Source organism: Luteolibacter sp. AS25 (assembly GCF_046736275.1).
Classification (GTDB): domain Bacteria; phylum Verrucomicrobiota; class Verrucomicrobiia; order Verrucomicrobiales; family Akkermansiaceae; genus Luteolibacter.
Genome location: NZ_CP151837.1, coordinates 1377199 through 1401988, shown reverse-complemented (window position 1 = coordinate 1401988; position 24790 = coordinate 1377199). Strand labels below are relative to the sequence as shown.

The window sequence follows — 24790 nt, the reverse complement described above, 5'->3', positions numbered from 1 at the left end:
CACCCCGGAGAATTTACAGAGTCGATACAATCACTCGTCTTTAAAAGGCTCGGCGCGTCTTTCATCCACGCAACGCTTCAGCCAATTGATCAATTTATCTGTTTCCCTCGATTCCGAGCGCATTGCACTCAGTGCAGCCCAGTCCAGATGAGGCTTGGATTGGACCCCGGCGAGCCTGTCCACATTTAGCTTGGCCATGATCGCCTCTGTCTCCTTTGGATGTGCGTTGAGAATATTTGCGGGACGCGGAAGATCATCCAGAACATCGCCGGTAAGCCCGAAGGATGTCACCCCGATCCCGTATACACTGCTCAGCTTCCGCAAGCCGTCCGCAAGCGCCTCGTCTTCAATTGGCCCGGCATAAATCAGCTCGCCGCCCTGCGCCCACTGGGAAACAGACAAGGTCTGGAAAAAATCTTCGCGGTAGCTATGCAACGTGGGAGTCAACCGAAGCCGCGCGCTGTGTAGCCGGAATGGAGCAATTCCAAGGCGCTGTTTCAACGAAAGCATCGCTTCGTCGAGAGACATTTCCTCATCCGGAGAGCCGCCGGTCTCCCAGTCCACCAAAACCAACTCCGGATATTTCCAGAGATTACCGATCGGTGAGTCATTGGAAAAAGGCTCGCGGAACGCAAAGGGAAACCTCCCGTTTACCTCGAAATATCGTGTCACTACGGCGCGGAATTTACGGATCCGCAGCATTGCATTATCCACACTCCTATCGCTCCCGCTCAAATCATCCAGCTGCCCTTGTGTCCAGGCAACCAGCTCCTGCGCACCAGAAAGAGCAGGAAGCGGCTCGCTCCTTCTATAGTATCCCTGCCCTTTTTCCACCTTCGCAATCGCCGAGGTAGGATCACATGACATGATCGAGAAATGATAACGAAGAGAAGCATCTGAATAATTTCCTGAAAGCCCCAATCTCGCCAGGCGGATCAGCTCGGTTCCTTTGATCGCATCCGCTGGATTGGATGGCAAAAGTGTCGGAAGGACTTCATTCAGCTGCTTTCTTAGACTCATATTTGGCGGTGACAGGGGGAATATTTGGGACTCTCGCCATCCAAGCCCCCCCTTTCCCCACCATCAAGCCCATTCTTTTTACAATTGCATCGGCGCCTAAACGTGATTTTTTAGTAAAAGATCTCTTACAAACTTCCTATTGCACAAAATTTGATTTGTGCGCTAGTCTCCTCTCCCGTCTTTTTGGAAGACGGCCTTTATACACGTTATGAATCCGGATCGCGCCACTCTCAATTTTCTCAACTCATTCCCGGAAGATGCCCGCCGTCGCGGCGACATGCTTCAGAAAGATGGAGCCGTTACCCAAATCTTCGGTAACCATCTCTTCATCCAGGGTCGCGTAGAGGACGAAACGGGCACACACCGCACTTCCCTCCGCCTCCAGGGGAACCGCTGGTTCGGTTCCTGCACTGCCGAAGACGAACTCGTTTCCGGTGCCTGCCAATACGCCACCATGATGGAGCGTATGCATCGCGGTGAGGACCTTCCCGAATCACCCAACGAATTCGACGATACCCCGGTCATCGACATCATCGAGGACAAGCTCGACCGTGAGCTGGACGACAAGGAAGCCGAATACGTTACCAAAATCGAAAAGCGTTACCGCCGATACGTCATCGAAGGCGAGCTGCACGACCATGACATGGTCCGCATCAACCCACGCTGGGAAATCGCTTCCTACGAGCCTCTTGAACTCTGGCCTATGCCTCCGGGCGATATCCTCGAGTTCTGGAACTACCTCGCCTACGCTTTCTATAAAAAGAAACTCCCTTATCCGGAGTTTATGTCTGTCATCACAGACCTCGCCTCCGTTCAGAAAAAAATGGCGGAGTGGGAGCAGGAGCGCGAAGTAGCAGCCTGGTATGACCGCATTGAACACGTCAACGAGCGCCCTCCACAGGACGAAGCACTCGTTGTTGGCTTCCGCCTTGTTGCCACCATCAACGAAGCCCGTATGGAACTCCGTGAGGATCGTCCAAATGCGCAATTCATCCAGCTTCGCGAAAAGTCCGATATTGAGAAATACGTCTCCCTCCATCAGGAAGGCGCACTTCTCATGGATGCTTCCTCGCAGACTCTCTGGGAACACTTCCTCGCATTTTACAGAAAGCACGGAGACACCACCCTCGATTTCGATCAGGAAGAGTCTTGCCGCTTCATGAACCGCGTATTCCAGCAACCGGCTCTCGAAGGCTACCTCGTCAACCTCGACGATCGCCCGTTTAAACTCTCGGAAGAGGCCCTCGCCTGGATTTGCGAAGACGAAGCCTACGATCCGAACTCCTTCGCCATCCAGCTCGTCACAGCAACTGGTGAAAACGTCTCCCACTCCGTGCGCCTACTTCCAGGCCGCAAAGAGCTCTACCAATCCGATGAAACAGTTTTCCCGGGCCCACCACGCTGGCTTGAGGATACAGAGGTAATGCCTCGCTACCATATCCCGAGGAAAGTCATCGACTCCCTCGAGGGCGTTGAATTCCTCCGGAAAATCGGCGCAAGCCTTCCGGAATCGCTCAAAAAACGCGTTGTCGATCTTGAGCTCAAACCGAAGCTCGAAATGAAGCTCGTAGCCGGCCTCACCGCCGCTGAAACCGAGCATCTTGTCATTGACGTCACCGCCATCGAGACCAAAGGTCGCCGCACAGAGCGCCTCACGAAAGAGGGCTGGGAACTCGTTGAGCAGCAGCCGGTCAAAGGCAAACAGCTCCTCCGCTTCGCCCGCGAACCACTTCATCCGATCCCGCCGATTCTCGACGAGATGTCTCTTGCCTATGATGAGAAGCTAATTTCCTTCAAATCCCGCATCACCAAGCAGTTTCCTGAGAAATTCGCCGAGTGGGTTCGCTCAATGCCGAAGGACATCGAGCTGGATATAGATCTTCGCCTGAAATCAATCCTCGATGACCCTGTCACTGCAGCCGTCCGCTTCGAAGTGGTTGGTCAGGATATCGACTGGTTCGATCTCCGCATCGTTATCGACGTTCAAGGCGTAAACCTCTCCAAAGCACAAATCCGCCAGCTCGTTGCCGCGCGCGGTGGCTACGTCCGAATGGACGATGGCTCGTGGATGCGCCTGGAAATCAAGCTCGATGCAGATCAGCGCGAGGCGGTTACACGCCTTGGTCTCGATCCATTCGACCTTTCCGGCGAGACACACCGTATGCACGCCCTCCAGCTCGCAGATCCAAAGGCCGCCGAGGTCTTCGATCCAAAAGCATGGGAACGCATCAAGAACCGTGCGAACGAAATCAAACTCGAAGTCACCCCTCCTCTCCCGGATGGCCTCAATGCGACCCTTCGTCCTTACCAGATCGACGGTTTCCATTTCCTCGCCTATCTCGCGGAAAACAACTTCGGTGGTATTCTTGCGGATGACATGGGACTCGGAAAAACCATCCAGTCCCTCACCTACCTTCTCTGGCTGTTCAAGCGCCACAAGGACACCGGTGGTCCCCACAAACCCGCCCTCATCGTCTGCCCGAAATCGGTTCTCGATGTCTGGTATTCCGAAGCTGAGAAATTCACGCCGGAACTACACGTCAAGATCCTCAAAAATCGCGACGATATCGATGTGGAGCACATCCAGAACAACGTCGACATGCTCGTTCTCAACTACGCACAGCTCCGTGTGTGTGGAGAGGAACTCTCCGGCATTAAATGGCTCACAACCATCCTCGACGAGGGACAGCAGATCAAGAATCCGGACTCAAAAGCTGCAAAATGCGCCCGCGAGCTCGATTCCCAGAACCGCCTCGTTCTTACCGGAACTCCGATCGAGAACAGACTTCTCGACATGTGGTCCCTCATGGCATTCGCCATGCCCGGCGTCCTCGGAAACCGCGCATACTTCAAGAAACGCTTCGACAAACGGAAAGACCCTCTTTCCCAAACTCGTCTCGCATCACGTTTGCGTCCGTTTCTTCTCCGCCGCACCAAGCTCCAGGTCGCCCAAGACCTTCCGCCACGGACAGAGGAGGAAGTATATTCCAAAATGGAAGGCGTGCAGCTTGAGCTCTACAAAAACGAACTCAAACGAATTCAGAAAGCCCTCCTCGGCTTGGATTCCGATGAAGCAGTTAAAAAGAACTCCTTCGCGATCTTGCAAGGCCTCATGCGCCTCCGCCAGATTTGCTGCCACCCCGGACTCATCGATCCGAAATACCTCAAGGAGGAATCCGCCAAAATGGAATCTCTCTTCTACCTCCTGGACCAGCTGCACGAGGAAGGTCACAAGGTTCTCGTCTTCTCGCAGTTTGTTTCCATGCTGGACCTCATCAAGGCCCGCCTCGAACTCGAAGCACGCCCGTTCAACTACCTCACCGGCCAGACAAAGGACCGGAAGGGCGAGATCGAGCGTTTCCAGACCACCAAGGACCCATCCGTCTTCATGCTTTCACTCAAAGCAGGTGGCGCCGGCCTCAACCTTACATCCGCGTCCTACGTCATCCTCTACGATCCATGGTGGAACCCAGCTGTGGAAAACCAGGCGATCGACCGAACTCACCGGATTGGTCAGAAAAACAAGGTTATCGCCTATCGCTTGCTGACCAGAGAAACAGTGGAAGAGAAAATCCGTATCCTTCAGCACCAGAAAACCCAGCTCGTCACCAACGTCCTTGGCGACGAAGGCTTTGCCTCCAACCTTGGCATCGACGACCTCCAATTCATCCTCACCCACTCCATCGACGAAGAGGAGAAGAAGGAAGAAGAGGAGAAAGCCGCCAAGGCCAAGCCCGCTAAAAAGGCAGCAAAGAAAGCAGCCAGAAAGAATAGCAAAGACGATCTATAGTCTTGATCGGTAAAAAATTCCTGCCAGTCCTTTTGGTCTGAGCATCATCAAGGGAGGCCTCCGCGGCCTCCCTTTTTTTTTACGCCACTGGAACTTCACAATCCTATAAACTTGCAAAGCCGAGTTTGAAGCCCGTAAGTGTCGACCTACCTACCCTCCCCCGTGCTCATCTACCTACATACTCTTGAGGCTGCAGATAACCACACTTAGGTTACCTCAAAATAGCCGAACTAATCCTCCTGTGCCTGCTACAAGAGCCTTGGCGTCGCTACTGTTGAACACATTTGACCTTAAACCTTCCGCGCCCCACATGGTCAGCTACAAGATCTCTTTAGCTCGTCCGCGTCTATACTGAGTCATAAATACGTCTTGAGGCGCAGCTAGGCCATTTTCGGCACTTACATATCCCCCTCTACCATCAACGCTCGTCGTATATGCGATTCGGTTTGGTAAAAACTCCTGCCAATTTCAGGGGGACATCGGAGGGGGGCATCAGTGATATCCGGGCACAAAAAAGGGAGCCTTTTGAGGCTCCCTTATTGTTTCAACCTAACTGGAAAATGGTGCTCGAAAGAGGAATCGAACCTCCACGACCTTGCGGTCACTAGATCCTTAGTCTAGCGCGTCTACCAATTCCGCCATCCGAGCTTTTGCTTTTCCGGTTAGGGTGGGCGCAGGTGATATTCCTGCGGCCGGTTTTTTGCAAGATAATCTTTAAACTTTTTTGAGAAAATTTCGTTCTCTCCCATTTTAACCATATCTGTCGGCTTCGACTCAGTCCATGGGCTTGGAAAATGCTAGACACCTCCCGAGTCAGGCATCGGTTTCCTCCATGTTTTGCGAAGATTGGAACGCGTCCTTTATCGCCTGTTCTCCGGCTTCGGGTCTCGTTTGATCGCGGGCCGCGGATTCTTCAACAGCCTCCAGATCTGGTTCGGGAATCAGGCCTAGATGACGTGCGTGATGGGAAATTTCCACACTATCCCGGACCAGCATCATAGGGACGCCCGACTGGGATGCCCTTTCCACGGCTTCATGCACTTTCCGATCAAGTTCGGAATCCAGGTCGGGGTCGATATCACGGATATAGATGGCTTTCACGCGTCCCGGTCGTGCCTCCACCAGATCTGCATAGATCGTAGGATCGTCCTGCCCGGAATCGCCGATGAGCAAAAACTCAAGATCCGGAAACTCGTCAAGGATACTCAACGCTTTATCGTATTTGTGCCCATGACCCTTGGATTTGATGAATTTTGTTCTATCCAAGCCAATGTCCCTCAACAGCAAAGGCCCGGGCGGGATATCGTTCAGATCCATAAAGTCGGTGATCAGATCGTGAAGATTCCAGGGAGAGCTGGAGACGTAGAAAATGGGATTCGTAGCTACGGAGAAATTCCCGTTTTGAAGTGAACGGTAAAGCCCGGCCACTCCATCCAGAGGCTTCCTCGTTTTCGCATTTTCCATGAAGGTCAGCTTCGCAGCCAAGAGAATGCTCGTGATACCCGTATGAATCACCGTATCGTCCATATCGCTTATAACACCGAATTCCGGAGAAACGGGAGAAATCATGATCTCGTGCACCGACTCAATCTCACATTCACCCGCCGAGCAACTTGCCGACGCTGACCGCCAGACCAACTCGGTTCGCGCATCAAGCTCCCGTGGAAATTCCACTACGTAATAACCTTCCTCGTCCGTGGTAATTTCCGTTTCGTTTTCGCCGTAACTGACGGTCACTTTCGTAAACGGCACCTCATCGCTCTCCCAGCGGCGGTAGGTATTCACCAGGTTTTTCCACCATCCATCTTTTTCCAGTGGTCCACCAGTCGGTTTATTCGCAAGCAGCCGACCGGAGATCTTCACGGCACTGCTGTTTCCATACCCCCGATAGGCAACGATCTGGCGCGGCCTGTGCCGTCCTGTCCGTTTCCAGACAAAACGGCGTGCGCCATCCAATAGTTCCTCCACCGCGACTGCGGCCAGGTGAAGGTTTTTCGAGATTCCCATATCCCCAAGATTCGCCTCTATTTCGAAAACACAACCTTTCCATTGTCCAGCTCACCTTTGATCACATCGCCGTCCACGAATTTTCCGTCGAGCACATCGAGCGAGAGAGGGTCGAGCAAATAAGTCTGAATGGCCCGTTTTAAGGGTCTGGCGCCGTAGACTGGATCGTAGCCCTGATTCCCGACGTATTCCTTCAGCTCTTCGGAAAGCGCAAACCCGAGACCTTGCTTTGCTAGACGTTTGCGAACGCGCTCCAGTTGAAGATCAACAATAGTCGTAAGGTCTTCGCGTTCCAGGCGATGGAAAATTACGATTTCATCGATACGGTTAAGAAATTCCGGCCTGAAATGAGCACGCAGAGCCTCGGTCACCTTCGCTTCGCGCTGTTCTGCATTTTCTTCACCAAGAATGAACTGGGATCCGATGTTTGAGGTCATGATCAGCACCGTATTGCGGAAATCAACAGTCCTCCCCTGCCCATCTGTGATTCTGCCATCATCCAGGACCTGAAGCAGCACATTGAATACATCTGGATGTGCCTTCTCGATTTCATCGAAAAGAACCACCGAATAAGGCTTTCTGCGCACGTGTTCGGAAAGCTGTCCTCCCTCGTCATAGCCCACATAGCCGGGAGGCGCACCAATCAGACGTGAAACGCTGTGTTTCTCCATATACTCGGACATGTCGATTCGCACCATCGCCCCTTCGTCGTCGAAAAGGAATTCCGCCAAAGCTTTTGAAAGCTCGGTTTTCCCCACACCGGTAGGACCAAGGAAGAGAAACGATCCGATCGGGCGATTCTCATCCTGCAAGCCTGCTCTAGCGCGCCTTACGGCGTTTGCCACCGCCTTAATTGCCTTCTTCTGGCCCACGACCCTGTCACCAAGGCGGTCCTCCATAGTGACCAGCTTTTGCTTCTCACCCTCTTGCAAACGATTGACTGGAATTCCCGTCCAGGACGAAACCACTCTTGCGATATCTTCCTCGGTCACTTCTTCCTGCAGAATCGCACCATTTTTCTGTAATTGTGCCAGACCCGCTTCCGCCTCCTCCAGGGATTTCTGCGCCTCCGGGAGATCTCCGTAGGAAATCTGGGATGCCCTCGTAAGATCACCGATCCGCTGGGCCTTTTCCATCTCCGTCTTCAATGAATCAATCCGCTCCTGTGCGAGCCGCACCTCATCGATGACGCCCTTCTCATTGCGCCACTGGGCCATTTTCCCGGACGATTCCTCCTTCAGGTTGGCTTGTTCCTCCTTCACCTTCTCCAAGCGTGCTGCGGAGGCCTTGTCGGTCTCTTTCTCCAGCGCCTTCTTCTCCATCTCCAGCTGCATGATCTGTCGCTCCAGAACATCGATTTCGGTAGGCATGGAATCCAGCTCGATTTTCAGGCGCGAGGAAGCCTCATCAATCAGGTCCACAGCTTTATCAGGAAGAAATCTGTCGGAAATGTATCTATCGGAGAGCACTGCCGCGGCGACAATTGCCCCGTCCTGAATTCTCACCCCGTGGTGCACCTCATAGCGCTCTTTCAGGCCACGGAGGATTGCCACGGTGTCCTCTACGGAGGGCTCGCCCACCTGCACCGGCTGGAACCTGCGCTCCAGCGCGGCATCCTTCTCGATATATTTTCGGTATTCATCAAGGGTCGTTGCACCGATCGTATGCAGCTCCCCCCTGGCAAGCTGTGGCTTGAGCATATTGGAAGCATCCGCAGCGCCCTCAGCTGCTCCCGCACCTACGATGGTGTGGAGCTCATCAATAAACAAAATGATCTTCCCATCCGCATCAGTTACCTCTTTCAGGAAAGCTTTGAGACGCTCTTCGAACTCTCCTCGGAACTTTGCTCCTGCCAGCATTCCGCCAAGATCCAGAGAAATTATTTTTTTGTCTTTCATGGAGTCCGGGACATCTCCGGAGACGATCCTACGTGCCAGACCTTCCACAATGGCTGTTTTACCCACTCCCGGTTCACCGATAAGCACAGGATTGTTTTTAGTCCTGCGGGAAAGAACCTGCAGAACACGCCGGATTTCATGATCCCGACCAATTACCGGGTCAATTTTACCTGCCCGCGCACGGGCCGTTAGGTCCTGACCGTACTTTTCGAGTGTCTGGTATTTTCCCTCGGGATCCGCATCGATCACTTTCTGTGAACCCCGCACTTCCTTCACGGCCTCCTCGACCTTGTTTCTATTCAGACCTACCTCTTTCAAAAGCTTTCCGGCAGGTGAATCCCCTTCCAATGAACCGATGAGGAAATGCTCCACGGATAGGAAATCATCGCCCATTTTCTCCCGAACGGAATCAGCCGTCTCCAGTGTTGCGCGCAAGCCAGCACTAATCTGTGGCTGTGTTGTCGAGCCCTGAACGCTTACTTCCTTTGAAAGCGCCACGGCGATGGCCGCTTTAAGTTGAGCGATATCAACCCCGGCCTTTTGGAGAATTGGAACCGCTATCCCGCCTTCCTGCTGGAGCAGGGCCAATAAAACATGTGTGCTGCGGAGTTCCGAATGCGAAGATTTGGACGCCAGGCCCTGCGCAGATTGCAAAGCCTCCTGGAGTTTCTGAGTCAATTTTTCGAGTGCCATGATATTTAGATTATAGGACTATATAAAGTTAGCTCATTTCAAATTTCACGCAACACCAGCGATGGTAAATCCGCCTTGGAGCGGCTGGATTAAAATCCACAATCGTTCGCCGCTCCCTTGAAATCCGGGGTTTCCGTTGAAGAATGGTCCATGACACAGATTACCAACTCAAAACTCGCTTATCTGGGAATTCGGATCGCCTTCGGAATTAGCATGATTTTCCACGGAGGTATCCGTTTTCCCAAGCTCGATTCCTTCGCAACCGGGATGTCAGGGCAATTCAGTGAGACATTTCTCGCCGGGTTCCCCGCCTTATCTTTCGCATATCTAATACCCTTTGTCGAAGTTGCCGTGGGGCTCTCGCTTCTAATCGGATGGAAAGTGATCTGCTGGGGAGCCTTTACTGGTTGCCTTTTGATGGGTGGGATTATGCTGGGCACGTGCGTTCTGGAGAAATGGGAACTACTCCCCTCACAGTTGATCCATCTTTTCCTCTTCTACACTATCCTGAACAACCCGAATACACCGGACGCACAGCTGAAGCCAGCATCCTGAAAACCAAAAAGCGCTCACTGAGAACAGTGAGCGCTTTATCAAAAATGATGGTGGGCAGGGCTGGATTCGAACCAGCGTACACTTACGTGAGCAGATTTACAGTCTGCCGCCTTTAACCACTCGACCACCTACCCGATGACCGCGTTGCGCGGGGCCGGGATACTGGTTCCCGGACCACCTTTTTGACAAGCAAAAAAGAGGGATTAATTTCATTTTTTCTGCAAATGTGATTTTCAACTTTGCCCTATGTGGGATTCAAGGTTCTCTCACCTTCTTATGCTGACGCTGCTAATCGCCATTGGCGCCTTTCTTGCCTACATTATAGCCTACCACACCTACGGGCGGTGGTTGTCCCGGAAAATTTTTAAACTAGACCCATCGAATATAGCGCCTTCGATCGAATGCGAAGACGGCGATGATTTTGTTCCTACTGCAAAAGGCGTAGTTTTTGGGCATCATTTCACTTCCATCGCCGGTACAGGTCCCATCGTGGGCCCGGCCCTGGCCGTCATATGGGGATGGCTACCCGCCCTGCTTTGGGTTCTTTTCGGGTCCATTTTCATCGGAGCCGTGCACGATTTCGGCGCGCTGGTCATATCCATGAGGAACAAGGGTCAAACGGTAGGCGATATATCCGGTAGGATTCTGGCTCCACGCGCACGTATCCTGTTTCTATCCATCCTTTTCACGACCATTACAATCGTTCTGGCCATCTTCGGGCTGGTGATCGCGGCGGTTTTCAAAATGTTTCATACGGCGATTTTCCCATGTCTGATACAGATCCCCATTGCGGTGATGATTGGGCTTTGGCTTCACCGAAAAGGGAAAAGCCTACTCATTCCATCCATTATTGCGCTTGGAGTGATGTATCTCAGCGTGGCGTTCGGAGACTGGGGGCCAGTGCATACCTTCAACACTACCCTCGCGGAATGGCCGGTGGTCGCGTGGGTAGTTATACTGCTTCTATATTCCTACGTGGCTTCCGTGCTCCCTGTGTGGGTTTTGCTGCAACCGCGTGACTATATAAACTCCATCCAGCTGCTGTCAGCTGTAGGCCTGGTCATGGTTGGCCTGGTTGTTGCCGCCGTTTTTGGGTTCGGGAGCGGCGCGGAGAAACAAGCTTTGGAGATTGTGGCGCCCGCCACGCGAATCGGGGATAGTGCGCCAGCAGGAGCTCCATGGATTTTCCCGTTTCTATTTATCACAATCGCGTGTGGGGCGATTTCCGGGTTCCATTGTCTGGTTTCCTCCGGGACATCTTCGAAACAATTGAAATGTGAAACCGAAGCCCAGTTCGTAGGCTATGGATCCATGCTCACGGAGGGCTTTCTGGCGGTTTTGGTAATTCTTGCATGCGTGGCTGGTATCGGACTTGGCGTCCCCGAGATGATTGACGGGAAAGCGACCGGAGTGACCCTTACCGGAGAGGCGGCCTACCAGTCCCGCTATGCCACATGGCAGGCATCAGGTGGCCTTGCATCCACGGTTGACGCATTTGTCTCCGGAGCGGGAAACTTTATCCGCGCGCTGGGCCTCAGCGCGGGCTTCGCAACCGCGCTGATGGGCGTTTTTGTAGCCTCGTTCGCCGCCACCACACTGGATTCGGCATGCCGCCTTCAGCGCTATGTGACCCAGGAACTGGCTGAGGCGATAGGCTTTAAAGCACTTACGAACAAACACTCTTCCACCGTATTCGCTATCATAATTGCTGGTGCCATTGCTGCGATGCCCGCCCCCGGAACTGCCTATGAGATCGAAAACCTTGGAAAAGGTGGCCTCATTCTTTGGCCATTGTTCGGCGCGACCAATCAGTTGCTTGGTGGCCTGGCATTCCTAGTCATCCTCTTCTGGATGTGGAGACGGAATCTTCCAATTTGGTTCGTCGCCGTTCCTGCATTTTTCATGCTTCTACTCCCTGCACTCGCAATGATTTCCCAGATGTTCATCGGAGACGAGGCGTGGCTGACCGGAGAAAATCCGAATTACCTGCTATCCACGATCGGAATTACCACCATGGCCCTGGAAGGCTGGATAATCTTCGAGGCCATCGCCGCATGGCCGCGCGCAAAAGGTGTTCTCGAGCAACCGATCTGATTTGATCTAGGATCTCGCACTGATTACATCTCTTCCGATCTGCTGCTTCAGGTCATCCACGGATGCGAATTTTTGCTCTGCGCGGATGTAGCGATCAAATCTCACCCGGATAGTTTTCCCGTAGAGATCACCTGAAAAATCGAACAGATGAACCTCAAGTAGTTTTTCGGAGCCACCGACGGTGGGCCGCATTCCTAGATTAGCGATACCTTTCATTTTCCCATCCACTGTAACAGCCCAAACGCCGTCCTGTGGAATCTGTAGATCACCCAAGGATAAATTTGCCGTAGGAAAACCTATCTGGCGTCCAAGTCTTCTTCCCTCGATTACCTTGCCGGTAACTTCGTAAGGTCTGCCCAACATACTTTCCGCTGCTGAAAAATTCCCATCGCGAATCGCTTGCCGGATGCGTGTGCTGCTGATTCGCTCGCCATCCCACATCACGGGCGGAACGGCCTCAAGATTGAATCCGTGAACCTTTCCCGCCTGTCGGAGCATTTCAACGTCTCCCAAACGCTTACTACCGAAGCGCCAATCCTCCCCCACTGAAACTGTGGCAATGTTTCCAGCTGTGAGTTTCGACACGAACGCCTCCGCCGTCATCTTTGCGAATTCGGCATCGAAACAAATTACCAGCAGACCATCGACGCCGAGAGCCTTCACGACCTCAGCCTTTTCATCCAGTGTAGCAAGCAGAGATTTCGGCGCCTTACCGGGAGCAATAACCCGAATCGGATGCGGGGAGAATGTGACGACAAACGCCCTTCCCCCCTGCTCTCTCGCTGCGGAAACCGCGCGATCGATTACTACCTGATGACCAACATGTATGCCATCAAAGACCCCAAGCGCAAGATGGAGAGGCCCATCTTGGCTGGCTAGTTCCTCCAATGTGTTGATACGAATTGGCACGTTGGAAAGACAGTTCGGGGAGATTCCGTAAAAATCAAGCTCCGCGCATCAGAGAAATCTCTGCGAGGGAAATCAAGGCATTGAGAAGCACTTCGGGGTCAGCCTCCTTCAACTGAGCCACAGTGACGGCACGCTCGAGAGTGAATTTTCCGGAATTTGTCCTGCGCAATGCACTCAAATGGGCCCCACAGCCGAGCTTCTCACCGATATCGTTTGCATAGGTTCTCACGTAGAATCCCTTGGTACAGAATACCTTGAAATCAATCTCCGGAAGTTCCGTGCGGCTGATTTCGTATTTGGAAACGGAAACAGGACGAAGCTTGCGTTCTACTTCCTGTCCCTTCCTGGCCAATTTATACAGAGGGACTCCATCCATCTTGATTGCGGAAACCATCGGTGGTAACTGCTCGAAATCACCCTTGTAGGCATCGAATGCCGCAGTGATTTCTTCCCGGGAATAATCGCCTACTTCACGGCTTTCCAGAACCTCTCCCTGACGGTCTTGTGTGCTGGTGCGCTCACCCAGCGTCATGGTGCCCTCGTAGACCTTGTTCTCACTCATGAGGAGGTCCTGAATTTTCGTGGCACGACCGATCACCAGCATGAGTAGGCCTGTAGCCATCGGATCCAAAGTTCCGCAGTGGCCGATCTTTTTTGTGTTCAACGCACGGCGGGCAATCGCAACCACATCGTGCGAGGTCATATCCGGTGCCTTATCCACGAGCAGCACACCGCTCGGGCCTGTATATTCTTCTTGTTTCTTTCTCATCAAAAAATGTTTGGAAAAGTGCGGTTAAGCTACTTGGGAGAGAGCTGCTTCGAGTTCCGCAAGAACCTTTACCTTCGCCGCGGCAAGTGGTCCCTCCATACGGATTCCAGCAGCCATCGCGTGACCACCACCGCCGAATTTCAGTGCGACATCGCAGACGTTCACTGCCTTATCCTTGGAGCGCATGGAAACACGGATTTTGCCATCCTCGAGTTCCTCGAAAAACACGGCCACACGTACACCGCTGACGCCTCTGATCAGATCAATCAGGCCCTCACTGTCATCAGGAACAAGTTCCAGAGAGATTCTTGTCTCATCCTTTAACTCCCAATGCGCCAGACGTCCGTCTTCGGAGATATCCAGGGTATTCAAAAGCGCGCGCATCAACTCAAGGCGACGATAAGGGTGATTATCGTATGTATCCGCATTGATTTTACCCACCTGCAGCCCTTCACGCACAAGGTCCGCCGCCATTTCGTAGGTCTTGGCAGTTGTAGAGCCGTATTGGAAAGAGCCTGTATCTGTGGAAACCGCAACGTAGATTGAATCGCGGGTTTCTTCGGGCAGCGGAAAATCGAGAAATTTGATCAAATCGTAGAGAATCTGACCGGTCGCCGGGCTGACTGAATCAATCAGGTTTACATCCCCGTATTCCGGATTGGAAAGGTGGTGATCGATGTTCAGCCAAAGCTTGGCCTTGCTTGCCGCATGAAGGCTATTTTCACCAAGCCTCGGTTTCGTGGCAGTATCGAGAGCAATCGCCACATCCACATCCAGAGGTTCGGATGGAGGGGTTGTTACCTCACCCGAGCCTTTGAGAAACGTAAGACTCTCAGGGACTCCGTCTTCATTGATCATATAAACGGTTTTGCCCATCGCCTTGAGAGAAAAACCCAAAGCTATCTCGGAACCGATAGCATCGCCGTCCGGACGAACGTGACTCATGAGGAGGAAGCTTTCGTTCTCTGAAAGTATCTTCCCAATTTCTGCAAATTTTCCCTCTTTGTTCATTTCAGTCATATTACTCATAAGTTGCGGCTACGTGGTCGGGCGCGGATTCTCGCTAGGGTCGAAGTCGAAGCAAGACCAAAGGAACCGGAATTTTCGGGGTATCGGACATTAGATCCCGTTGTTCTCTTGAACTCACTTTTAGCCCTTAACATAGAAAACATGCTTGCCCATATGAATCTATCGGTTCATCTAGCAGCCGTGCGTAATTTATTGGTAGATCCAGCTTGGAAGGAAGAGGACTTGGGAGTTCCCTTGCCTGATTCTACCCATGCCTGTTCGATGTGCCTTCCCACCTGGGATAGCGTGATTGGATATGAAGAAGGACGCGAAAAAGTAACTCGGCGCCTCCGCACCGGATATCCCCGCTTTTTCAAGCATCCCTCTGTTGAAAGACTTTTCGAAAATGCGGAAGCCGAGCTAGCCGCGGACGGAGAGAGGGTCATGGTACTGCCCACCAAAACCTCCGCTCAAAGAGCCCACCGCTGGCTGGAAAGAAAAGCCGAGGCCGCCATTCGGAGTACATCCTACAATGGTTTGCAGGCTTTGGTTTTCCCGGAAAAAGCAAAACAGCTGGCGGATTTATATTGGCGGTTCACAGGAGAAATCGTCTCGTCCCGCCAAGCCCAGAACTTTCTCGACGGAGAGCTCCGCGAAGGCTCCAAATCGCATCTTCTCTCCCGCGCGGTTGCTAAAATGAACGGCGGAAAAGAGGAAAATACCTTTATATTCAGCAGCGGCATTTCAGCAGGATTGGCCGCATTGCGCTCACTACCGGGCGTCCGCGAGGGTAAGAAAACCCTCCAGATTGAATTCCCCTACGTCGATAGCCTGAAGATCCAGGAACATTTCGGCCACGGAGTAGTCTACTTGAACGAAGCTTCCGGAGAATCCTTTGATGAGGCATTGAAACGGATTCGGGCGGGAGAATTTGCAGGCGTGTTCTGTGAAGTACCTTCCAATCCTCTATTGAGGACCATCGATCTCAAACGCACCGCGGAAGCATGTCGCTTTTCCCGCACGCCATTGATCCTCGATGATTCGGCAGCCGGTCCGCTGAACGTGGATGTGCTCCCCTTCGCCGATATTCTCACGTCATCTCTCACGAAGTGGGTTTCCGGAACCGGCGACGTGATGGCTGGAGCGCTCACAGTTCGGGATGATTCTCCACTGGCCGGTGAATTGCTGGAATCGATTGCCGAAGATTCAGCCGAATGCGCTCCCCTCTACATCGGCGACGCTGAAGTTCTACTTTCAAACCTGAAAGGCTACTCGGCGCGGAACAAAGAGGTAAATGACAACGCTCTAGCCTTGGTGAATTTCCTCGAAGCTCATCCGGCTGTCGCCAGCGTGTGGCACCCTTCTCTAAAGCAAAAAGAGAACTACGACCTGATCAAGCGGAAGCAAGGCGGCTACGGAGGTCTGCTATCCATCATTCTGGCACAGCCCAAAAAGGCTCCAAAGGTTTACGATTCTCTAAAACTGTCCAAGGGACCGTCCTTCGGCACACCATTCACACTCGTTTGTCCATACACTCTCCTAGCCCACTATGATGAGCTGAGCTGGACAGAAGATTGCGGCGTCCCTGCGAATTTGATCCGCATTTCAGTTGGAACCGAACCGGTGGAAACGATCATTCAAGCATTCGAGGAAGCATTGGGTTGAATTAAAAAGAAATGCTCTTCCAAGGGTACAGTTCTCGATACTAGGTAGGTCCCACGGTTTGACTCAACAAACGACATCTCGTGATTGTAGTCTTCTAGATATGATTTTTCTATGCCGTGTGCAGTAACTAGCTGACGAAATCCGCAGCACGTCTACCAACACGCGAGCCAGTCGCGAATGCAGCCTGTAATAAATACCCACCGGTAGGGGCATCCCAATCAATCATTTCCCCACACAGGAAAACTCCGGGAAATTTTCGCAGCATTAGCGAATCATCAAGCTCTTGCCAACTTACACCGCCCGCGCTGGAAATGGCTTCGGCTATAGGCCTCGGCCCATTAAGCGTAATTCTCCATGACTTTGCCGCCCCAGCCAATTCCTCGACAGTCTCCCAGGATCTAGCTCCCAGCATTGCCGCGACAGGCTTACTTAACTTCCAGGCCTTTACGGCTCGCTCGAACAAATCGCTTTTCTGCTTCGGGACCTTTGTGATCAGTTGCTCAGTCGAAAAGGTTGGTTTGAAATCGATCTCAATCTCAGGAATATCCATCTGCCTGAGTTCCCTACCCAGAGCGTATACGGTGCCTCCCTCGAGACCATATCTGGTCACCATCAGCTCACCTGCCAGCCCCGTCACACCTGCTTTTACCACGATGTTTTTGACAGGTAGCCCCTCCGCTATTTCGAGGAAGCCCGCACTCCAATCACATTCCCATCCGCAGTTCGATGCTTGGAGGGAATTGACGGTAACCCCAATCTCCCGGAATTTATCCACCCATCCCCCATCAGATCCTGTCTTGGGCCAACTACCTCCCCCAAGTGCGAAAATCACCGCGCCGGCACACACCGCTGATTGACCTTCGAAAGTAAGCAAATTCCCCTCGGAAATACCCGTCCATTTCTGCCGGGTTCTTATATCTACCCCCAGACCCTTCAGCCGGGAAATCCACGCCCTAAGGAGAGGTGCTCCTTTCAGGGCCTTTGGGTAAACGCGCCCGCTACTTGCCTGGAAAGTCTCCTGCCCCAGCCCATGTGCCCATTCCCGCAGCGCTGCTGGATCAAAATCGCTAAGGAGTTCCTGCCAGACATCGCCACCGGAATACCTCCGTGTGAAATTTTTAAACAACTCACCGTGCGTGAGATTCAGTCCCCCCTTTCCTGCCACCAAAAACTTACGCCCCACCCCTGGCTTCGCGTCGAAAAGCGTAACCTTCCGCCCGGATTGAGCAGCAACCTCCGCAGCACGGAGCCCTGCTGGCCCCCCACCGACAACCACAATGTCCAGTTTTTCCAAAAGTCTATTTAAGGCGCTTTAGATCAGTTTATAACGGGCAAGGTCTTGCGCATCAATCAGTCCGACAGGTTCATCCTTTTCATTCACGACCACAATGTCGTCGATTCCGTGCTCCACCACCTGTGTAACAGCTTCTACGGCCAAGGAATCCTCTTTCAAAGTAATCGGTTTCCGCGTCATCAAAGTTTCGACAAGGGTTTGGCCCAAATCAGGATTCATCTGGTAACTACGCGCAAAGTCTCCATGGGTAAAAATACCCGCGAGCTTCCCGTTTTCACCGATAATCAAACAAGCACCACTATGGCTACGGTTCATCTCAGATACCGCATCAAAAACCCTGGATCCAACGGGGATTGTCGGCATTTTATCTTCCCGACGCATTACATCCCTTACTTTTAGAAGTAACACTCTACCAAGTGAGCCACCTGGATGGTAGCGGGCGAAATCGTCAGGAGAAAAGCCCCTCGTCTCGAGCAATACCATCGCCAGAGCATCTCCCATCACCAGCATAGCTGTGGATGAGGTAGTAGGAGCCAGATTGAGCGGACATGCTTCTCTTGATACCGATGTATCCAGCGTGATATCAGCCTCATTCGAAAGTGAAGACCCTAGCTTCCCGCACAGCGCAACAATCTTTACCTTGAAGGACCTAAGAAACGGCATGAGTTCCATGAGCTCCTGCGTTTCACCGGAATAAGAAAGGGCGAGAATAACATCACCGTCACTGAGCAGTCCTAGATCACCATGGAGCGCATTCTGTGAATTGAGAACCACTGCGGTGGCGCCCGTTGAATTCATCGTCGCGGCAATCTTATGTCCGACGTTTCCGGATTTACCAATTCCTACGATCACAATTTTCCCATTGTTCTCCAAACAGTTTTGAAGAACTCGAATTGCTACCCCAAAACTGTTATCTACCCTCAAGGCCATCATACGAAGGCCTTCTGCCTGCATATTGATTACATTCTGTGCTTTCTCTACGAGATTCATGACGTTCAGTAGACTTTATGCTGAGTTTTACATCAAAGAAAAAAACGATGCGCTTAGGGGCTTCAGATTACCAAGTCGGACGCCGGTCTCGGGCAGTTCCGAAATTCTAAATTTGGTCTTGGTTGCACCTCCCAACCAATCCTCGAAGGTGACTTCGTCCCCATCAGCCAACCCGAGAAAGTCCACTGCATGTCTTGGAATATTCACTCTCACATCTGATAGAGTCTCGGTCGGATGAAAGTTCGCCACACATAAGAACGATTGCCCGGATTCCTGATCGTGCCGGAGAAACGCATACAGCCAGTGACCTGAGAATCCTTCTGCCTCCACTCTTCCAAAATTCTGGTTTTGTAAATTCGCGTGATTTAGTCCGTAGAATTCACCGTCCGTGAAAGCCGGTTCGCCAAGCACAGAAAAAAGCTTCGCATACCAAGCACGCAGATCTTTCTGCTCTTTCGAGAGCCCTGAGCCATTGTATTTTCCGTCGCTACTCCATTTTTGCAATTCGGGAAGCGATGTGTAATCGAAAATGGAGCTACGCCCGTCATCACCGCTAAAACCCTCTTCACCAATCGCCGGCTCCCCCACTTCCTGCCCGGCATAAAGCATGATTGCCGCACGGCTCATACCGAACATCACGGCAGACGCAGGCTTTCCAGCATTCATCCCCACCCCACCCCAATGAAGCGGGTTAGCGATGCGAACCTCGTCGTGATTTTCCACATAACGTATACAATGGTGGAATCGGTTGCCTGCGAAAGTTTCTGCATCAAGATCGTTCGCCCACTTCCCTTCTTCGTAAATTCCCTGAAGAATCTTGTAGGTCGGGTGCTCGTAAGCACCGTTGAAGCCGGCTTTCCACAGCTCTTCCAGAACATCCTCATCGGTGAGTTTCGCCGGATCAGAGTCGTATGCTTCGGCACCAAAGAACACTTCAGCATCGCGATTTCTCGCCTGCCTTACGAGCCATCTCCAAAACTCCATCGGCACGATGTGAGCCATATCAACCCGGAAACCATCGACACCCATCTCCTGCCAGTGGGCGAGGATTTTATCCATCGTCTTCCAGGTTTTTGGAACTTCGTCCAACGGCGCGTCCGGACCGGGAAGGTGTTCGGTGCGGCGCCCGGTCGTGAAATCATGCCCGTAGTTAATTTTCAAGGTCTCATACCAATCGTGGATGGACGGAGACCAGGTAATCGAATTGTTCCCGGTCACCTTTCCAACTTCATTCTCTGGCTCGAAAAGTCCCGTGCAGCCCGGCATCCCTGCTGTGGGCAATTTCAGCGGAGGCTCACCATCCACCCGCTCCGGAGTGAGGTAGTAAAAATGGTTTTCTCTATCAAAGAAAACGTCCGTATTGTCATTTTCTCCAAAAGAAAGCTCTGGATAAACGTCCGACTGATAGCTGCGTGCAACGTGATTTGGCACGAAGTCGATGATGACCTTGAATCCGTTGCTTTTGCACCTACCTAACAGTTCCCGAAACTCCTCCAGCCTATTTTCGGGATCCTCCGCATAGTCCGGACAAACATCGAAGTAGTCCTTGATAGCATAGGGGCTCCCCGCTTTTCCCTTCAAAATATCCGGCACATCCGCCGGTCTGTTTGGATAGTCTGTGCCGCTAGCCTGCTCAATCACCCCGGTGAGCCAGATGTGATTGAATCCCATCTCGCGGATTGAACCAAGAGCAGCGTTATTGATATCCCCGAACTTGCCGCATCCATTTTCGGCAATTGTTCCCCCGACCTTTCGGGTCGTATTGGAGTTTCCGAATGTTCTGACAAGCAACTGGTAGATTACAGGCCTGGCGGATCGTTTTTTGGAGTTCATCGTGGGCACTCTCAGCGCCATGCACGAATCTTGCCAATAAAACTTTCAGAACCGGGTTAGCGCTTATCTCGTTCCTCGCGAACCACGGAAAGCGAGTCATAGAGTGCGAAAATCACAAGAATGATGGCCAGAAATGTACAGAAAATCCACCAACCGGCGAATCTGAGCGCGCTTTCCTCAAGCCAGCCGTCGATTATCCACAAGCCAAATGCCAGCCACATCAGAGTAAAAAACAGCCACCTTGCCATCCATTTTCTCCGCATGCCGCGATCGTGAAGTATCGCTTTCGCAAGCCCCTTACTACTTTCCCAGTCCGATGAATCGCGGCTCATTCCCAAATTTATCCAGAGAATGGAGTCAAGGAAACGAAATTGAAAAAAAATTCCATAGGCCCGAATTGCCTGATCCTTACCCGGAGTAATTTCAAGAAAAAGGCCAGCCCGGAAAAATCCGGACCGGCCTAAGATATTTCAACTGAATCCGTTTAGTATCCTAGTAGCGGTAATGATCCGGCTTGAATGGACCTTCCGGAGAGATACCGATGTAGGAAGCTTGTTCTTCGGTAAGAGTCGTGAGCTTCGCTCCGATTTTCGCGAGGTGGAGTCTGGCGACTTCTTCGTCCAGGTGTTTCGCAAGAACTGTGACCTGACCAGCTTTGTAGCTCTCACGATTTTCCCATAGGTCGATCTGCGCAAGTGTCTGGTTGGTAAAGCTGTTGGACATCACGAAGGATGGGTGTCCGGTGCCGCATCCAAGGTTTACCAAGCGACCTTCAGCAAGCATGTAGATGCTGTTGCCTGCCGCGAATGTGTATTTATCAACCTGTGGCTTGATGTTCAGGCGAGTGACGTCCTCCGCCTTGTTGAGCTTGTCCATCTGGATCTCGTTATCAAAATGGCCGATGTTACAAACGATCGCCTGATCCTTCATTTTTTCCATATGATCGAATCTGATGATGTCCTTGTTACCAGTGGTAGTGACGTAGATATCGCCCCAGCCGAGGGTGTCCTCGATAGGAAGAACACGGAAGCCTTCCATCGCCGCCTGAAGAGCACAGATCGGGTCGACTTCGGTTACAACTACCTGTGCACCTGCACCACGGAGCGCCTGCGCACAGCCTTTGCCCACATCGCCGTATCCACAGACGACACCTACTTTTCCGGAAACCATCACGTCAGTTGCGCGCTTGATACCGTCCAGAAGAGACTCGCGGCAGCCATACAGGTTATCGAATTTTGATTTGGTAACGGAATCATTCACGTTGATAGCAGGCACGAGAAGTGTGCCAGCCTTGGCCATCTGATAGAGGCGGTGAACACCAGTCGTGGTCTCTTCGGAAACACCTTTCCAATCTTTCACGATCGTGTGGAAGATGCCCGGCTGTTTCACTTTAATGTTTGCAAGGAGATCCTTGATGACCTGCTCCTCTTCGCTCTCGCCCGGAGACTCGTGCCAAGTGGAACCATTTTCCATTTCGTAGCCCTTGTGGATGAGAAGAGTCGCGTCTCCACCGTCGTCGACGATGAGTTGTGGTCCGAGTCCGTCCTTGTTGACGAGTGCCTGCCAAGTGCACCACCAATATTCCTCGAGTGTTTCGCCTTTCCATGCGAAGACCGGGATTTCGTTGGCTGCCATCGCCGCCGCCGCGTGATCCTGTGTGGAGAAAATATTGCAGGAAACCCAGCGAATATCAGCACCAAGCGCAACGAGGGTCTCGATGAGAACCGCAGTCTGGATGGTCATGTGAAGGGAGCCCATGATGCGGACGCCTTCGAGAGGTTTTGTTTTCCCGTATTTCTCGCGGGTAGCCATCAGGCCCGGCATTTCATGCTCGGCGATGTCGATTTCCTTGCGGCCGAACTCAGCGAGTCCGATGTCTCTTACTTTATAGTCTGTGAAGCTCATTATAATATATTTGGTAGGTGATTATTTAAGTGCGTTCTTGAGAGCATCCGCCTTGTCGGTTTTCTCCCAGGTGATGTCGCTATCGCTTTTGCCGAAATGGCCGTAGTTGGTGGTTTTCGAATAAAACGGACGAAGCAGGTCGAGTTGCTCAACGATATCCGCCGGATTGAACGAGAAGACCTCTAGAACTGCCTTCAGGATTTCCGCATCGTCCACGGTGCCTGTGCCGAAGGTATCGATGTGAACGCTGACTGGCGCCGGATGGCCGATCGCGTAGGCAAACTGCACTTCGCATTTCTCGGCCAGCCCTGCTGCCACAACGTTCTTAGCTACCCAACGGCCCATGTAAGCTGCGGAGCGGTCCACCTTCGACGGATCTTTTCCGGAAAAAGCACCACCACCATGGCGGCCACTCCCGCCGTAGGTATCTACGATGATTTTGCGCCCGGTCAGTCCGGTGTCTCCTTGCGGGCCACCGATGACAAACTTACCGGTCGGGTTGATCAGGAACTCGGTATCGGCTGTGATCATCTCCCCGGGTAGGACCTTTTTGATCACCTGCTCGATGCAGAAATTCTTGATCAATGTATGCTGTTCCTCGTCGCTCACTCCGGCTGCCGGAGCTTCGTGCTGGGTGGAAATCACAACATTTACGATTCGCGTCGGCTTACCGTCCACATACTCGACTGAAACCTGTGTTTTCGCATCGGGGCGCAACCAGGTAGCGATCTTCCCTTCTTTACGAATACGGGTCAGCTCTCTGCCTAGTCGATGCGCAAACATGATTGGCGCAGGCATCAACTCTGGAGTTTCGTTGCAAGCGTAGCCGAACATGATGCCTTGGTCGCCGGCACCCTGTTTGTCGGTATCCTTGCCCTCCGCCTTTTCCGCATCCACGCCTTGGGCAATGTCCGGACTCTGGATGGTCAGGTAGTTGTTGATGAAAAGTGTGTCCGCATGGAAGACATCGTCGCTATTCACATAGCCAATTCCCCGCACGGCATCGCGGATGATTTTACCCACGTTAATGACTTCATCAATGGGCTTGGTGGTTCCGGCAGCCTTGTCCTGCAGCATGGGAATCGTGATCTCTCCACCGACGATCACAATGTTACTCTTAACAAACGTCTCGCACGCCACGCGGCTTTTTGGATCGATCTCAAGGCATGCATCAAGGATCGCGTCTGAAATAGTATCAGCGACTTTATCCGGATGGCCTTCGCCCACGGACTCTGAGGAAAAAATGTATGTACTCATGTGCGTTTTTATTTTCGTATCGTCAAATCGTGATTTGTTGATGTATCACTACACCCATGCCGTCAATCATCAAATCGCTGAAACTCCTCTCCGACCCCACACGGCTAAGAATCCTCTCGCTCCTTCATCAGGATGCACTAACAGTCGCAGAACTTCAGGAAATATTGGGCATGGGCCAGAGCCGAATTTCCACCCAACTCTCCCAGCTGAAAGCTGCCGGTCTGGTGAAGGATGAGCGCTCAGGGAAAAACAACGTCTACTCAGCCACCCTGCCGCAGGATTTGGTATCCATCACCACTCAGGCAGCCACCGAAATACCTGAAGTCGCTGCGGATAATCTGGCGCTCTCACATATTCTCTCGAAACGCAAAGACTACGCCCGCGCTTATTTTGATGAACTGGCTGGTCGTTTCGGGAAAGATTATGTGCCCGGCCGTTCATGGAAAGCGCTGGCGGAGGCCCTTCTGAAATCCATGAACTACCGCAATGTGGCTGACCTCGGCGCCGGCGAGGGCACCCTCTCCCAGCTTCTCGCACAGCGCGCGGAAAAAGTCATTGCCGTGGATCTATCTCCGAAAATGGTCGATTATGCACAAAATCTAGCACGTGAAAACGGCCTCGATAATCTTGAGTTTCGCATCGGCGATATCGAATCGCCTCCCATCGAGGAACAATCCATCGATCTCGCTATTTTCAGCCAAGCTCTGCACCATGCGGAGCACCCGCAGGCCGCCATTGATTCCGCCTTCAAAATTCTCCGCCCCGGCGGTCGGGTAATCATTCTTGACCTTCTCCAGCACAACTTCGCTGAAGCACGGGAGCTATACGCGGATCGCTGGCTGGGTTTCTCTGAAAGCCACCTTCAGCAGATGCTTGAGAAATCCGCCTTTTCGGAAATCGAAACTCTCATCGCAGACAAGGAAAGTGCAGCCCCAAAATTTCAGACGCTACTGGGAATGGGCATTCGCCCAAAAGAATAAGACCCCTCACCCCACCTATGTCCGCCATGCTCCCCCCGGATGATGACAGTGCTGTGTGAAGTGAGAGGAGGTAAACAGTTTGATGGGAAATACCTTTCATCAAGCTGCTTTTGCAATCCTTCG

17 protein-coding genes and 2 tRNA genes are annotated in these 24790 nt (G+C 52.4%); 5 read left to right on the top strand and 14 right to left on the bottom strand.

The window, feature by feature from the left end; all coding sequences use genetic code 11:
- Positions 1 to 30 precede the first annotated feature (30 nt).
- Positions 31 to 1020, bottom strand: a complete 990-nt coding sequence (locus tag AAGA79_RS06470; RefSeq protein ID WP_411827957.1) for a hypothetical protein — start codon at positions 1018 to 1020, stop codon at positions 31 to 33.
- 208 nt (positions 1021 to 1228) lie between these two features.
- Between AAGA79_RS06470 and AAGA79_RS06465 the strand changes: the two genes are divergently transcribed.
- Complete coding sequence (locus AAGA79_RS06465) at positions 1229 to 4810, top strand: DEAD/DEAH box helicase (protein ID WP_411827956.1); 3582 nt, start codon at positions 1229 to 1231, stop codon at positions 4808 to 4810.
- Positions 4811 to 5371: 561 nt separating this feature from the next.
- On the opposite strand, the gene AAGA79_RS06460 is transcribed toward AAGA79_RS06465, so the two are convergent.
- The 3 genes from AAGA79_RS06460 to clpB all read right to left on the bottom strand — a co-directional run bounded on the left by AAGA79_RS06460 (position 5372) and on the right by clpB (position 9408).
- Positions 5372 to 5458: transfer RNA gene (locus AAGA79_RS06460), tRNA-Leu, on the bottom strand.
- Between the two features lie 165 nt (positions 5459 to 5623).
- Positions 5624 to 6817: an App1 family protein gene (locus AAGA79_RS06455; protein ID WP_411827955.1), complete on the bottom strand. Its 1194-nt coding sequence runs from the start codon at positions 6815 to 6817 to the stop codon at positions 5624 to 5626.
- Positions 6818 to 6834: 17 nt separating this feature from the next.
- Positions 6835 to 9408, bottom strand: coding sequence for an ATP-dependent chaperone ClpB (gene clpB, locus AAGA79_RS06450; RefSeq protein ID WP_411827954.1), 2574 nt, complete (start codon positions 9406 to 9408; stop codon positions 6835 to 6837).
- Positions 9409 to 9558: 150 nt separating this feature from the next.
- Between clpB and AAGA79_RS06445 the strand changes: the two genes are divergently transcribed.
- On the top strand, positions 9559 to 9963 hold the full coding sequence (locus AAGA79_RS06445) for a DoxX family protein (protein WP_411827953.1): 405 nt from the start codon (positions 9559 to 9561) through the stop codon (positions 9961 to 9963).
- 48 nt (positions 9964 to 10011) lie between these two features.
- Here the strand turns inward: AAGA79_RS06445 and AAGA79_RS06440 are convergent.
- A tRNA-Tyr gene (locus AAGA79_RS06440) sits at positions 10012 to 10097 on the bottom strand.
- Positions 10098 to 10239: 142 nt separating this feature from the next.
- Between AAGA79_RS06440 and AAGA79_RS06435 the strand changes: the two genes are divergently transcribed.
- Positions 10240 to 12057, top strand: coding sequence for a carbon starvation protein A (locus AAGA79_RS06435; RefSeq protein ID WP_411827952.1), 1818 nt, complete (start codon positions 10240 to 10242; stop codon positions 12055 to 12057).
- A 6-nt stretch (positions 12058 to 12063) separates the two neighbouring features.
- Here the strand turns inward: AAGA79_RS06435 and AAGA79_RS06430 are convergent, their stop codons facing one another.
- The 3 genes from AAGA79_RS06430 to AAGA79_RS06420 are packed head-to-tail and all read right to left on the bottom strand — an operon-like array spanning position 12064 to position 14764.
- Positions 12064 to 12966 carry a bifunctional riboflavin kinase/FAD synthetase gene (locus AAGA79_RS06430; RefSeq protein WP_411827951.1) on the bottom strand — a complete coding sequence of 301 codons (903 nt, stop codon included), beginning with the start codon at positions 12964 to 12966 and terminating at the stop codon, positions 12064 to 12066.
- 34 nt (positions 12967 to 13000) lie between these two features.
- Positions 13001 to 13735: a tRNA pseudouridine(55) synthase TruB gene (truB, locus tag AAGA79_RS06425; protein ID WP_411827950.1), complete on the bottom strand. Its 735-nt coding sequence runs from the start codon at positions 13733 to 13735 to the stop codon at positions 13001 to 13003.
- Between the two features lie 24 nt (positions 13736 to 13759).
- Positions 13760 to 14764, bottom strand: coding sequence for a DHH family phosphoesterase (locus tag AAGA79_RS06420; protein ID WP_411827949.1), 1005 nt, complete (start codon positions 14762 to 14764; stop codon positions 13760 to 13762).
- A 141-nt stretch (positions 14765 to 14905) separates the two neighbouring features.
- Between AAGA79_RS06420 and AAGA79_RS06415 the strand changes: the two genes are divergently transcribed.
- Positions 14906 to 16408: a PLP-dependent transferase gene (locus AAGA79_RS06415; protein ID WP_411827948.1), complete on the top strand. Its 1503-nt coding sequence runs from the start codon at positions 14906 to 14908 to the stop codon at positions 16406 to 16408.
- Between the two features lie 127 nt (positions 16409 to 16535).
- Here AAGA79_RS06415 and AAGA79_RS06410 read toward each other — a convergent pair whose 3' ends face one another.
- From AAGA79_RS06410 to metK, 6 genes are all read right to left on the bottom strand, one after another.
- Positions 16536 to 17702, bottom strand: a complete 1167-nt coding sequence (locus AAGA79_RS06410; protein WP_411827947.1) for an NAD(P)/FAD-dependent oxidoreductase — start codon at positions 17700 to 17702, stop codon at positions 16536 to 16538.
- Positions 17703 to 17720: 18 nt separating this feature from the next.
- On the bottom strand, positions 17721 to 18692 hold the full coding sequence (locus AAGA79_RS06405; RefSeq protein WP_411827946.1) for an SIS domain-containing protein: 972 nt from the start codon (positions 18690 to 18692) through the stop codon (positions 17721 to 17723).
- Between the two features lie 27 nt (positions 18693 to 18719).
- Positions 18720 to 20525: an alpha-amylase family glycosyl hydrolase gene (locus tag AAGA79_RS06400; RefSeq protein ID WP_411827945.1), complete on the bottom strand. Its 1806-nt coding sequence runs from the start codon at positions 20523 to 20525 to the stop codon at positions 18720 to 18722.
- Positions 20526 to 20581: 56 nt separating this feature from the next.
- Complete coding sequence (locus AAGA79_RS06395; RefSeq protein WP_411827944.1) at positions 20582 to 20857, bottom strand: hypothetical protein; 276 nt, start codon at positions 20855 to 20857, stop codon at positions 20582 to 20584.
- A 160-nt stretch (positions 20858 to 21017) separates the two neighbouring features.
- Positions 21018 to 22430 carry an adenosylhomocysteinase gene (ahcY, locus tag AAGA79_RS06390; protein ID WP_411827943.1) on the bottom strand — a complete coding sequence of 471 codons (1413 nt, stop codon included), beginning with the start codon at positions 22428 to 22430 and terminating at the stop codon, positions 21018 to 21020.
- Between the two features lie 21 nt (positions 22431 to 22451).
- Positions 22452 to 23687: a methionine adenosyltransferase gene (metK, locus tag AAGA79_RS06385; protein WP_411827942.1), complete on the bottom strand. Its 1236-nt coding sequence runs from the start codon at positions 23685 to 23687 to the stop codon at positions 22452 to 22454.
- 56 nt (positions 23688 to 23743) lie between these two features.
- Between metK and AAGA79_RS06380 the strand changes: the two genes are divergently transcribed.
- A complete protein-coding gene (locus AAGA79_RS06380; protein WP_411827941.1) occupies positions 23744 to 24667 on the top strand; it encodes an ArsR/SmtB family transcription factor in 924 nt (307 codons plus the stop codon).
- Positions 24668 to 24790 lie beyond the last annotated feature (123 nt).